The organism is Mesorhizobium sp. LNHC229A00 (assembly GCF_000502415.1).
Taxonomy (GTDB): Bacteria; Pseudomonadota; Alphaproteobacteria; order Rhizobiales; family Rhizobiaceae; genus Mesorhizobium.
In genome coordinates this window covers 191,950-204,621 of record NZ_AYWQ01000005.1, presented here as the reverse complement: position 1 = coordinate 204,621, position 12,672 = coordinate 191,950, and the positions used below count along the sequence as shown (strand labels likewise).

Annotated in this window: 8 protein-coding genes and 1 pseudogene; 7 read left to right on the top strand and 2 right to left on the bottom strand. The window is 64.6% G+C overall.

Annotated elements, in window-relative coordinates:
- Nucleotides 1-36 precede the first annotated feature (36 nt).
- A pseudogene (locus X742_RS0136700) lies at nt 37-2,528 on the bottom strand (glucan 1,4-alpha-glucosidase).
- Between the two features lie 210 nt (nt 2,529-2,738).
- Between X742_RS0136700 and X742_RS157575 the strand changes: the two are divergent.
- From X742_RS157575 to X742_RS157595, 5 genes are all read left to right on the top strand, one after another.
- Nucleotides 2,739-3,752 (top strand): ABC transporter substrate-binding protein, encoded by a 1,014-nt coding sequence (locus X742_RS157575; protein ID WP_023771853.1) that lies wholly within the window; start codon nt 2,739-2,741, stop codon nt 3,750-3,752.
- 49 nt (nt 3,753-3,801) lie between these two features.
- Nucleotides 3,802-5,322 (top strand): sugar ABC transporter ATP-binding protein, encoded by a 1,521-nt coding sequence (locus tag X742_RS157580; RefSeq protein WP_023771852.1) that lies wholly within the window; start codon nt 3,802-3,804, stop codon nt 5,320-5,322.
- 1 nt (nt 5,323) lies between these two features.
- The gene (locus X742_RS157585; RefSeq protein ID WP_023771851.1) at nt 5,324-6,304 is read left to right on the top strand and encodes an ABC transporter permease; all 981 of its coding nucleotides are present in this window, start codon (nt 5,324-5,326) and stop codon (nt 6,302-6,304) included.
- Nucleotides 6,305-6,307: 3 nt separating this feature from the next.
- Nucleotides 6,308-7,255 carry an ABC transporter permease gene (locus tag X742_RS157590; RefSeq protein WP_023771850.1) on the top strand — a complete coding sequence of 316 codons (948 nt, stop codon included), beginning with the start codon at nt 6,308-6,310 and terminating at the stop codon, nt 7,253-7,255.
- Between the two features lie 120 nt (nt 7,256-7,375).
- Nucleotides 7,376-9,436: a 3-hydroxyacyl-CoA dehydrogenase NAD-binding domain-containing protein gene (locus X742_RS157595; protein WP_023771849.1), complete on the top strand. Its 2,061-nt coding sequence runs from the start codon at nt 7,376-7,378 to the stop codon at nt 9,434-9,436.
- A 27-nt stretch (nt 9,437-9,463) separates the two neighbouring features.
- Here X742_RS157595 and X742_RS157600 read toward each other — a convergent pair whose 3' ends face one another.
- Nucleotides 9,464-10,276 carry a LuxR C-terminal-related transcriptional regulator gene (locus X742_RS157600; protein ID WP_023771848.1) on the bottom strand — a complete coding sequence of 271 codons (813 nt, stop codon included), beginning with the start codon at nt 10,274-10,276 and terminating at the stop codon, nt 9,464-9,466.
- Between the two features lie 114 nt (nt 10,277-10,390).
- Between X742_RS157600 and X742_RS157605 the strand changes: the two genes are divergently transcribed.
- Both X742_RS157605 and X742_RS157610 read left to right on the top strand, forming a co-directional pair.
- Entirely contained in the window at nt 10,391-11,527 is a 1,137-nt protein-coding gene (locus X742_RS157605) for an ABC transporter ATP-binding protein (protein ID WP_023771847.1), read from the top strand.
- Nucleotides 11,508-12,671 carry a spermidine/putrescine ABC transporter substrate-binding protein gene (locus X742_RS157610; RefSeq protein WP_023771846.1) on the top strand — a complete coding sequence of 388 codons (1,164 nt, stop codon included), beginning with the start codon at nt 11,508-11,510 and terminating at the stop codon, nt 12,669-12,671. The genes X742_RS157605 and X742_RS157610 overlap by 20 nt, the downstream gene beginning before the upstream one ends.
- The last annotated feature ends 1 nt before the right edge of the window (nt 12,672 follow it).

The window sequence follows — 12,672 nt, the reverse complement described above, 5'->3', positions numbered from 1 at the left end:
TTTCCTAGAGATTTTCTGGGGTTGTCGAGGAAGGATCTAGTGGCTGTCCTGCGCGCCTGACATGACGGAGAAGTCGACATTCTCCCAATCGCCGGTTCCGGGCCAGAAAAAAGTGAAGAGCAGTGTGCTTCCGTTGAGGAGGCTGGCCGTGGGTAGATCGACAAGGTGAAGGCCGAAAGCGTTTTCCGCTGTCCGGCTGTCGTGGGCGGTTGCCCAATTGTCCGTGCTCCAGTGGACGGTGGCCGCCGTCAGCAGCTCGACGCGCAATGTCTTGCCCTCGGGCAGTGCGCGAATCTTGTTGTTGAAGCGCCATGCCCTGAACGAGGATACGGTCTTGTCCTGGATGTAGCGCTTCACGCCTTGCGGCGGCATATCGAAGACGGCGCCATCGCGGAGCGAGCGCAGCAGCTTGATGTGTTCGGAATGCGCCCAGACCAGTGGCATGGCGCTGCCCGATGGCTTGCCATGCAGCAACTCGCGTTCGGGAATATCGGCGCCGTCCCACACCTGTTCGGGCAGCAGGCCGCCAGGCCCGGCCGACCGTTCCAGCGCATCGAGCAAGCTGGCCGCCTTGTCCTTGCTCCCGGCGGCCAGCTCGTAATGCGCCCTTTCGCCGGCCAGCAGGGGCCAGGGCCGGCCCTGGCCGGTGCCGTCGAAGGGCGCGCCATCCTCATGCTCGCCATAGCCGTCGCTGTTATAGCGGTACCAGAGCGGCCCTTGCGGCAGTTCGCAGCGCAGTTGCGCGTCGATGACCTTGACGGTGTCCACGATGCGCGGATCGTCGGCGGCTCTCAGGCCAAAGCGCACCAGCGCCAGCGCATCCGGGCTGACGATTTCCTCGGCCGGTCGGTCCGTTTCGCCGGGTGGGCGGTTCTTGATCGGCACATAGCCGTCCTTCGGCGAGCCGGCGTCGGGGTCGTCTGGCGGCGCAATGCGGACGTAATAGCCGCCGACGCCGACGGTCTTGCAGATGGCGGTGCCGCTGACATAAGTCCAGCGCTCGACCTGATCGTTCCAGCAGTCGGCGGTTTCGCGCAGGTAGGCCGCCTCCGCCGCTTTGCCGCAGCCGTCGAGCAGGTCGGCGCCGGCAAGCAGTGCCGCGATCTCGACGGCCAGCGTGAACGGGCTATAGCCGGCGTCTTCTTCCCAGCGGTCCTCGCCGGTGACCGGACCATTGCGCACGACATAGGAGGCGGCGCGCTCGATCATCGGCAGGAAGGCCTTCAGCCTGGCACGCGGCAAGTGGCCAGCGCGATGCAGGGCATCCGCCAGCAGCAAGGGAAAGGCGCATTCGTCCATCTGGATGCCAGGCCAATAAGCGGAGCCATCGAGCCAGGCGTTCTGCGGCCAATGGCCGTCCGGCTGCTGGATGAAGCGGAGATATTCCAGGATCCGCAGCGCCGAAGCGGCATCGCCGGCGGCGAGAAAGCCGCCCGCCGTTTCGACCAGGTCGCGTGGCCAGACAAGATGGTAGCCGCCGAGATCATCGTCGCCTTTGTTGAATCCCCATGGGATCGACAGGCTGGCCACCGCCGCCCCGGGCATTGCCGACGACCGGTGGGTTGCCAGCACCGCGGTGGAGACGCGGTAGCTGTTCACTCCGGGGACCGCGTGGCGGTCCAGTGGCAGCAGCCCCGCCTGCCATTTGCGCCATTGTTCGACGTACAATTTCGCCGCCGGTTCAAAACCCTGCTTCAGGCTGGCGAAGGCGTTTTCGGCGGCTTCGTCCGGTGTCGTCCCGAAACCCAGCGCCAGCACGGTTTTTGTGTTGGCGGCGGTGAAGCCGATCTCGCCGGTCAGCGCGACATTGCCGTCCTCGGCACGCCGGCAAGCCGTGTCGAGCTTGCCGGTATTGTTGAGTTGCTGCCAGCCGTCGGAGAAGCCGACATAGCCGGCCGAGCAATCCCGCCAAGGCAGGGACGAGACCAGCGCCAGGCAGGTGCCGCGCCCCGAGGCAAACAGGACAGGCTTTCCCTGGTACTCGCCGACCCAGGCGGTGTTGCCCATGCCGGCATTGACCAGATGCGGCGCCAGAAGCGCGTAGACGCGGTAGTCGGCCGCGGAGCCCTTGATCGGGCTGAAGGTGATTTCCTGCACCAAGGTCGGACGCGCCGGATCGGCCAGAATACGCTTCTCGATCCGGTAGGCGCCGTCATCGGCTGTATTGGCCAGCCTGTAGGCGGGCACGCCGTCCTCGAACGGCCCGATGCCGTGCGAGGCATCGCGCTTCTCCTCGGAGAAATAGCCATCCCTGCCGGTGACGATGAGGCCGAGGTCGCGCGTGCAGGCGCTGTCGACGCGCGGGTAATACACCTCGTTCAGGATCCCGTGGCTGATGGTGAACCAGACGCGGCTGGACGGCGAAAGCGCCGAGCCGACTCCGCTCTTGGCGCTTGAGGNCCGTGGCTGATGGTGAACCAGACGCGGCTGGACGGCGAAAGCGCCGAGCCGACTCCGCTCTTGGCGCTTGAGGTCCAGCGCGCGGGAATTCCCGGTGCGCCCGGCGGCACAGTCGGCGTCACTGCCATGCTTGTTCGCTCTCCTGGCCCGCATGCCTAGCCATCAAACGACGCCATTTCAATCAGCGCACCGCAAGTTGATCGCCGGCGCACATCGGATTGCAGTTGACAGCCCGCCGGCCTTCTGCACTTTTGTCTGACAATAGATAAAAAACAGGATCGCAATCGCGAAATTCGTCGACAATCAAACTGATCAGCAACTCTCGGGAGGAGTATCACATGAAGAAACTATTGGTTCTCAGCACGCTTGCAGCGGTGCTCGCGGCCGGTACGGCTTTTGCGGACACCAGCGGCAAGAAGATCGCGTTCTCCAACAATTATGCCGGCAATTCGTGGCGGCAGGCGATGCTCGACAGCTATGGCATCGTCACCAAGAAGGCCGTCGACGACAAGGTCGTCGGGGCGGCCGATGTCTTCACCACCGCCGACAAGGAAGTGCCGACCCAGGCCGCCCAGGTGCAGAACCTGATCCTGCAGGGCTATGACGCCATCGTCATCAACGCCGCCTCGCCGGATGCGCTCAACGGCGCCATCAAGCAGGCCTGCGATGCCGGCATCACCGTCGTCTCCTTCGACGGCACCGTCACCGAGCCTTGCGCCTATCGCGTCGTCGTCGACTTCAAGGACATGGGCAAGCAGGAAGTCGAGCACATGGCCAAGTTCCAGCCCAAGGGCGGCAATCTGCTTGAAATCCGGGGGCTTGCCGGCACCTCGATCGACGATGCCATCCATGCAGGCATCCTCGAAGGCGTGGCCGCGCATCCCGAATTCAAGATCGTCGGTTCTGTCACCGGCGACTGGGACCAGACCACGGCTCAGAAGGCGGTGGCGACCATCCTGCCGTCGCTGCCCGACGTCGTCGGCATCGTCGACCAGGGCGGTGACGGCTATGGCGCCGCGCAAGCCTTCGCCGCCGCCGGCAAGCCGCGCCCGACCATCATCATGGGCAACCGGCAGGACGAATTGAAGTGGTGGAAGGAGCAGAAGGACAAGGACGGCTATCAGACCTGGTCGGCTTCGATCGCGCCGGGCGTATCGACGCTCGCCTTCTGGGTGGCGCAGCAGGTGCTCGATGGCCGCAAGGACATTCCGCACGATCTGCTGGTGCCGTATCTGGCCTTCACCCAGGACGATTTCGAGGCGGCCTTGCCCAAGATCAAGGAGGGCGGTGTCGCCACCCACGAATACACGCAGGAAGATGCCATCGCGGCGATCAAAGCCAATATCAAGTGAAAGTCGCAGACGCGTTGCCGCGGGCATCATCGAGCGGATATCGTTGAGCATGGCTGCAGGCGACACGGACATCGTCAGACAGGGCGGCGCCGAAAACCAATTCGGCGCCGTCAGCGTTGACATCGTAAGACTTGACGGTGCCGAAAAGCATTTCGGCGCCGTCAGGGCGCTAGGCGGGGTGGATTTCCATGTCGGGCCCGGCGAGTGCGTCGGCCTCGTCGGCCATAATGGCGCCGGCAAGTCGACGCTGATGCACATGGTGGCCGGGACCTCGACGCCCGACGGCGGCACGATCACCGTGCATGGCGGCATCGAGGACAACTACTTGGTGTCGCGGGCGCAGCAGCTTGGCATACGCTGCGTGTTCCAGGAACTGTCGCTGTGCCCCAATCTCAGCGTCGCCGAAAACACGCGCATCAATCATGCTTCGCTCACCGGCTTCGGCTGGCGGCGCAAGGCGGCGGAGCTGATCGCCGCCAAGCTGGACGAAATCTTTCCGGACCATGGCATCTCGGCCTGGGACATTGTCAGCGATCTGTCGATCGGCCGGCGCCAGATGGTCGAGGTGGCGCGTGCCTTCACCGTGACTCAGGACCGGCTCGACCTGGTCATCCTCGACGAACCGACCTCGTCGCTCGACGCGCACACATCGGGCCAGTTGCTGGCCTTCGTGCGCCGCTTCGTCGCCGGCGGCAAAAGCTGCATCCTGATCTCGCACGTGCTGGGCGAGGTGCTGCGGAACGCCGACCGGATCGTGGTGATGCGTGACGGCAAGGTGGTGGCGTCGGACGCGGCTGGCGCCTTCGATCGCGACCGGCTGGTGACCGTGATGGGCGGAGCCGAGGCGCGCGCGAAGACCGCCGCGCAGGCCGCTGCCGCCAAGACAGGCGCCAATCCGCTTCGCGTCCGGGCGCGGCCCGCCGGACAGGCGGATGGCAAGGATCTCGTCGCGCGCGCGGGCGAGATCATCGGCCTTGCCGGGCTGGCCGGTCACGGACAGACCGACTTGCTGCTGCGTATCTTCGACGCCGCCGCACGCGCCAAGCCCGGCATCGAGGTGACGGCGCCGGTCGCGCTGGTGGCGGGCGACCGCCAGTCCGATGGCATTTTCCCGCAATGGTCGGTTGCCGAAAACATCGGCATCCGCTCGCTGGCGCGCTTGCGCAACGGGCTGTTGATTTCACCCCAGCGTGAGGCCGAATTGGCCGCGTTCTGGCAGAAGAAGATCGGCATCCGCACGCCTGACATGAACAACAACATCTTCTCGCTCTCGGGCGGCAACCAGCAGAAAGCGCTGTTCGCCAGGGCGCTCGGCTCCGATGCCCAGATCGTGCTGATGGACGACCCGATGCGCGGCGTCGACATCGGTACCAAGCTGGAGGTCTACGATCTCGTGCGCGAGGAGGCGGGCCGCGGACGCTCCTTCCTCTGGTACACGACCGAAACCGAAGAGCTCGACAATTGCGACCACATCTATGTCTTCAAGAACGGCCGCATCGTGGCCAATCTGACGCGCGACGAGCTGACCGAAGAGAAGATCATCCAGTCCTCCTTCGGCGATGCGGCCTGAGATGACGGCGACGCCAATCGACAATGGCTTCAAGGGATCGGCGGCACGCAATGCGGCGGCGCGGGCGCGGCTGTTGCGCGGCCTGCTGCCCGCGCTATCCCTAGCGCTGGTGTTGCTCGCGATCGCCTGGCTCAATCCGCGCGCCATCAGCTATTTCGGCTTCAGCCTGATGTTGAACCTGGCGATTCCGATCGCGCTGGCGACGATCGCGCAGATGTTCGTCATCGCCGGCAACGAGCTTGATCTCTCGATCGGCACCTTTGTCGGTTTTGTCGGTTGCGTCACCGCGACCTGGCTGAAGGATGCGCCACTCATTGGAGTCCTTATTCTCGCCGGATCGATCGGCATCTATGCGCTGCTCGGCGCGCTGATCCATCTGCGCAACCTGCCCTCCATCGTGGTGACGCTCGGCATGAGCTTCGTCTGGCAGGGCCTCGCCATTCTCGTCCTGCCAAAACCGGGCGGCAAGGCGCCGGACTGGCTTTTGGCGATCATGTCGTTCAAACCGCCTTTCATTCCGTTTCCGATCATCGCCGCGCTGCTGATCGCGGCCGTCGTGCATTTCGGCCTGATGCGTACCTCCTATGGGGTGATCCTGCGCGGCTCGGGCGGCAATCCGGCGGCGCTCAAGCGCGCCGGCTGGTCGCTGCTCAGGACCAAGATCGTGCTGTTTGCGCTGGCCGGCCTGTTCGGCGTTCTGTCGGGCATGGCGCTGATCGGCATCACCACCTCCGCCGATGCCAATATCGGCAATGGTTACACGCTGCTGGCCATCGCCGGGGTCATCCTCGGCGGCGGCGAGTTCGTCGGCGGCAGGGTCTCGCCAACCGGCGCCGTCATCGGCGCGCTGACGCTGGCGCTGGCCGCCTCGCCGCTGCTCACCTTCATGCACATTCCGCCCGACTGGCAGGTGGCCGCCAACGGCGCCATCCTGATCATCGTGCTTGCGGCGCGGGTGCTGATCAGCCGCAGGGAACGGTGAGCGATGGCTTCGCTGAAGACCCTGCTCACAAAACCCTGGATATGGTCGTTTGTCGGTGCGCTGCTGGTGTGGCTGGCGACGATCGCCTTCACAGGGGGCTATGGCGGCGGAGGCATGGTCACGGCGGCATTGTCGCTTGCCGTGTTCACCGTCATCGTCGGTGTCGGCCAGATGTTCGTCATCACGCTTGGACCCGGCAATGTCGACCTGTCGCTGCCGGCCAATATCGGCCTCGCCAGCGCGGTCGCCATGAAGGTGATGGGCGGCAGCGATGCCATGATCCTGGTCGGATTGCTGGCGGCGCTCGCCTGTGGCGCCGCGATCGGGGCCATCAACTATCTACTGATCTGGGCGCTGCGCATCCCGCCGATCATCGCCACGCTGTCGGCGAGCTTCATCATCCAGTCGGTCGACATCAGCTATGGGCGCGGACTGCAGATCAAGCCGCCGCCTGGCTTCGCCGATTTCACCAACTGGCAGGTGCTGGGCGTACCCGTGCTGGCGATCCTCACCGTGCTGTTCACCATCGCAGCGGCCATCGCCTTGCAGCGCATGATCTATGGCCGCTCGGTGCTGGCGATCGGCCAGAATATCCGCGCCGCCTGGCTCGCCGGTGTCAATGTCGGGCGCATCCGCTTCCTCACCTATACGCTGTCGGGCGCGCTCGGCGGCATCGACGGCGCGCTGCTCGCCGGTTATTTCCGCGGCGCCAACGTCGACATCGGCAACGAATACCTGCTCGCTTCGATCGCCGTGGTCGTCATCGGCGGCACGTCGGTGGCGGGCGGCAAGGCCAATGTGCCCGGCGTCTGGGGGGCGGCGCTGTTCCTGGTGCTGCTGCTCACCATGCTCAACACATTCGGCGTCAGCGCCGGGGTGCGGCTCTTGCTGACCGGGCTTATCATCGTAGGGGTGATCACGGCTGCGGGCGGCGAGAAGGCGGTGCGCTGACCGCAACGTCTCCGGCGCGACCGCAGCCTGTCTTGCCAACGATTGGACCAGCCGGTTCCCATTCGCGGCGTGGCCTTGTAAACCGGTCCCCGATCTCAGTCGGTCTTGGGAGGCCCCCACTTGTCCAGTTCTGTCAGCGTCGCGAACGAGGGTGGCGTCGCCATCGTCACCATCGACAATCCGCCGGTAAACGCGCTGAGTTTCCACGTCCGCGAACCGCTGATGCAGGCTCTGGCCGCTTTGCGCGATGACGCATCGGTCGCGGCAATCGTCATTGCTTGCGCCGGCCGGACCTTCGTTGCCGGTGCCGACATCACCGAATTCGGCAAGCCGATGCAGCACCCGGAATTGCGCGCCATCGTGGCGGTGCTGGAAGCCATTGCCAAGCCGACCGTCGCCGCCATCCAGGGTACCGCGCTCGGCGGCGGGCTGGAATTGGCGCTCGGCTGCCATTTCCGCGTTGCCGATCAAGGCGCAAGGCTCGGCCTGCCCGAGGTGAAGCTCGGCATCCTGCCCGGTGGCGGCGGCACGGTGCGGCTGCCGCGCCTGGTTGGCGCCGCCAAGGCATTGAAGATGATCGTTTCCGGTACACCGATCGGTGCCGATGAGGCATACGGCGCCGGCCTGCTGGATGCCGTTTTCGAAGGCGATCTGACCACCCACGTCGTCAATTTCGTCCGCGAGATGGCCCGCAAGGGTGGTCCGTTCACGCCGGTACGCGACCGCGACGACGTCCTCAAGGAAACCGACCTTGCCGCCTTCGATGCCGAGGTCGCGGATCTTGCCCGCAAAGCGCGTGGCCTCGAAGCGCCTGTTGCCTGTGCGCAGGCGGTGCGCAATGCCGTCACGCTGCCCTTCGACGAGGCGCTGGCGGAGGAGCGGGCGCTGTTCGTCAAGCTCGTCGCCAGCGACCAGTCGCGCGCCCAGCGGCATCTGTTTTTCGCCGAACGCGAGGCGGCCAAGCTTCCCGGCAAGGATGTCGTCAAGCGCAGGATCGCCCGCGTCGGTGTCATCGGCGCCGGCACAATGGGCGGCGGCATTGCCATGGCATTCGCCAATGGCGGCTTTCCCGTCACCTTGCTGGAAACCAGCCAGGAGGCGCTGCGGCGCGGGCTGGCGACGATCGAGAAGAATTACACCGTCTCGGTTGCACGCGGCTCCTTGAGCGAGGATGCCAAGCGGCAGCGGCTCGCCCAGTTCAAAGGCACGGTCGACCATGCCGATCTCGCCGATTGCGACCTGATCGTCGAGGCAGCGTTCGAGGACATGGCGGTCAAGAAAGAAATCTTCGGGAAGCTTGACGCGGTGGCGAGGCCGGGCGCCATCCTCGCCACCAACACCTCTTATCTCGACATCGACGAAATCGCCGCCTCGACCTCGCGGCCGCAGGATGTCCTCGGCCTGCATTTCTTCTCGCCGGCCAACGTCATGAAACTGCTGGAGATCGTACGCGCCGAAAAAACGGCACCCGATGCGCTGGCGACCGTGGTCGACCTTGCACGCCGGATCGGCAAGGTGGCTGTCGTCGTCGGCGTCTGCCACGGCTTCGTCGGCAACCGCATGCTGGCCGCGCGCGGCTCGGAACCCGAGGCGCTGCTGCTCGAAGGCGCTACCCCCAGCCAGATCGATAAGGCGTTCACCGATTTCGGCTGGCCAATGGGTCCGTTCCAGATGGGCGACCTTGCCGGTCTCGACATCGGCTGGCGCAACCGCAAGGCGCGGGGCCTGACGGCCGTCATCGCCGACACACTGTGCGAACAGGGGCGTTTCGGCCAGAAAACCGGCCGTGGCTTCTATCTCTACGAGAACGGTTCGCGAATGCCGGTGCCCGATCCCGAGGTCGAGGCGCTAATTCGCGGCAAGGCGGCGGAAAAGGGCATCGTGCCGCGCACGATAGGCGCCGACGAAATCATCGAGCGCACACTCTATCCCCTGATCAACGAGGGGGCGAAGATTCTGGAGGAGGGAATCGCTGCCCGTGCGTCCGACATCGATGTCGTCTGGGTCAATGGCTATGGCTTTCCCGTCGGCAAGGGCGGCCCGATGTTCTGGGCCGGCCTCGAAGGCGCGGACAGGATCGTCGGGCGACTCAGGTATTGGCATGAGCGGACAGGCAAGGATGTTTTCAAACCGGCTCCTTTGCTCGAGCGGATGGCCGAAACCGGCTCATGGCAAGTCTGATCCGAGGTAGTCAGCGGCCTGCGGGAATCACCGTATCCGCGCATCGATGATCTCGACAAAGCGGGCGAAAAGGCCGGCCTGCGACTTGATCTTGAGCTTGCGGTAGATGTTGCGGCGATGGACCTTCACGGTTCCCGGCACGATGCGCATGGCCCTGGCGATCGATTCTGTCGAATGGCCCTGCAGCACTAGGTCGACGACGTGTTTTTCGCGTGGCGTCAGCGACAGGCTTTTCCAGATATGGGCGCGGTCGAACTCGTTGACCTCGGTGATTTCCTGGTCCTGCTTCGTCTCGGCCGGTTCCTCGGTGGGAAGGGTTGGCCAGCGCAGCCTGGTGAAGCTGATCACCGCCGGCGCCATGTCGCGCAGCAGCCTGGCATCGGCGGTGCCGAACGGACCGGAAGCGCTTAGCCGCATCAGCGACAGCACCAGCGCGTCCTTGCCCGGCAGCGGCACGAAGAAGCCGACTTCCTCTGCCAGCCTGGTCTGGCTGTAATAGGAGCGAAAATATTCGCTGGCGTAGAAGCGGTCAGGAGCCAGTTCGCGCATGCGCCAGAAGCCTTCCTTGCGCTCGACCGCCGCGTGATGGAAGGGGTCGAGCAGGTAGGGGCCTTCCTGGTAGAGCGCGACGAAGACGTGGCTTTCGGTCGGCGTGAAGGTCTCGAACAGCAGTGGCGGGCGCGCCGCACCCCGATAGCCGAAGACCACGCAATGGTCGAAGCCGACATGCTGCCGCAGCCAATCGACCATCGCTTGACCGAAGAGATCCCCGCTCGTCTCCCGCGTCGCCGCGACAAGGGTGGCGAGCCGGCTGTATTCGTCGCTGCGGGAAACGCTCAATCCAATACCACCTTAAACGGGAAAATAGATCAGATATACCACCTACGAGGTATATACTAGATGCCATTGGCTCTGGTAGCGTCTTGAAATCGCATCGTCCTGGAGCCCGCAGCCTTGACCGCAGTGCCCGACATCGAATTTCGCGGCGTCGCCAAGCGCTATGGCGCGGTGACCGCGGTCAGCGGCATCGACCTTGCCGTGCCGCCCTCCGCCTTCGTTGCGCTGCTTGGACCGTCCGGCTGCGGCAAGACCACCTGCCTGCGCATGATCGGCGGGTTCGAACAGCCGAGCGAAGGCCAGGTGTTCATCCGTGGCCAGGACATGGCCGGCACGCCGCCCTACCGACGGCCGGTCAACATGGTGTTCCAGCAATACGCGCTGTTTCCGCATCTCGATGTCGAAGCCAACGTTTCCTATGGGCTGCGCCAGGCAAGGCCACGGCTGTCGTCGCGCGATATCGGCCGGCGGGCCGGCGAAGCGCTCGAAATGGTGCGGCTCGCCGGCTATGGCGGCCGCAAGATCCACGAACTGTCCGGCGGCCAGCAGCAGCGTGTCGCGCTGGCGCGCGCGCTGGTCAACAAGCCGGCGGTGCTGCTGCTCGACGAGCCGCTTGCGGCGCTCGACAAGAAGCTGCGCACCGACATGCAGATCGAGCTGCAGAACCTGCAGCGCGAGATCGGCATCACCTTCGTGCTGGTGACCCACGACCAGGAGGAAGCGCTGTCGATGAGCGATTTCGTCTGCGTCATGAATGGCGGGCGCATCGTCCAGCTCGGCCAGCCGAGCGAGATCTATGATGAGCCGGCCGACCTGTTCGTCGCCGATTTCGTCGGCAAGACCAATCTGTTGAGCGGCACCGTCGCCGGGCACACGGGCGACCTGGTGGACGTGGCGCTGGCGGACGGCACTGTGGTCGCGGCGCGCAAGCGAACCGCGCTTCTACAAGGCGAGACCGTCTCGGTCAGTCTGCGCCCTGAATCGCTCAGCCTTGGCGCTCCCGAAAGCGGTCCGCTCAAGGGCATCGTCCGCAACCGGATATTCCTCGGCTCGACCGCGGAATACGCGATCGAAGTGCAGGGCATCGGCACTTTGCTCGCCAAGGCTGATCACCTGATCGGCCAAGGCAATCTCTTCAAGCCGGGTGAACCCGTCGCCATCGGCTATGCCACGGGAACGCCGCTGGCGTTTCCGGAAACCAAGAACAACGGGACCAACCAGAGGGTAAACAAACATGTCGAAATCATATCGTGACGGACTGCCGATAAGCCCGGAGAATTTCGTCGACCAGCTGATGCGCCTGAAGCGCGGCTCGATCGGCCGCCGCGACTTCCTTGGCCTCACCGGCCTTGGCATCGCAACGGCGGTGATGGCGCGCGAGATCGGCATCATGCCGACGCCTGCCTTCGCCGCCGAAAGCCTTGGCGACCGCATGTCGATCGCCACCTGGCCGAACTACCATGACCCGCAGACCTTCGAGAACTTCAAGAAGGACACCGGCGTCGCCGTCGAGGTCAACGTGTTCGGCTCCAATGAGGAGATGCTGGCCAAGCTGCAGGCCGGCGCCTCGGGCTGGAGCCTGTTCGTGCCGACCAATTATACGATCTCGACCTACAAGAAGCTCGGCATCATCGAGCCGCTGGAGATGGCGAAGCTGCCGAATTTCGACGGCACCCAGGAAGATCCGCGCTTCACCTCCGAGGGCACGATCGACAAGGTGATCTACGCCGTGCCGAAGAACTGGGGCACCACAGGCTTTGCAGTGAACACCAAGAAGCTGACCAAGCCGATGACGAGCTGGAAGGAGTTCTGGGATACCGCCATGGCCGAGGGCGATGGCCGCACCATGGTGCACGACTACCAGCTCACCACCATCGGCAACGCGCTGAAATATTACGGCTATTCGTTCAATTCTCTGAAGCAGGACGAGCTCGCCAAGGCAGAGGAACTGCTGCTGAAGGTCAAGCCGCATCTGTTCGCCGTCTCGTCCGACTACCAGCCCGGTATGCGTGCGGGCGACGCGTGGATGACGATGTGCTGGACCAATGACGGCGCGCAGCTGCATCGCGACATTCCCGAGATCGCCTATGTGCTGGGCAAGGAGGGCGGCGAGATCTGGACCGATTTCTATGCGATCCCGAAGGACGCGCCCAACAAGCCCGCCGGTTATGCGCTGCTCAACTATCTGATGAACCCGCAGGTCGCGGTGAAGGAGCACCTCGCCAACGGCGCGCCTTCGACGGATGCGCGCGTCAACAAGCTGCTGCCCAAGGAAGTGCTCGACAATCCGATTCTCTATCCGGCGGTGGAGCTGTTGACGCCGCTCGAATTCGGCGCGGCGGCAACGCTGACCGACCCGGGCCGTGCCGAACTGATGGCGCGCTTCAAATCGGCTTGAG

Excerpts from the sequence above, each read along its gene's own strand:
- X742_RS157575 (WP_023771853.1), top strand. The coding sequence starts at position 2,739 with ATGAAGAAACTATTGGTTCTCAGCACGCTTGCAGCGGTGCTCGCGGCC.
- X742_RS157585 (WP_023771851.1), top strand. The coding sequence starts at position 5,324 with ATGACGGCGACGCCAATCGACAATGGCTTCAAGGGATCGGCGGCACGC.
- X742_RS157590 (WP_023771850.1), top strand. The coding sequence starts at position 6,308 with ATGGCTTCGCTGAAGACCCTGCTCACAAAACCCTGGATATGGTCGTTT.
- X742_RS157580 (WP_023771852.1), top strand. The coding sequence starts at position 3,802 with ATGGCTGCAGGCGACACGGACATCGTCAGACAGGGCGGCGCCGAAAAC.
- X742_RS157610 (WP_023771846.1), top strand. The coding sequence starts at position 11,508 with ATGTCGAAATCATATCGTGACGGACTGCCGATAAGCCCGGAGAATTTC.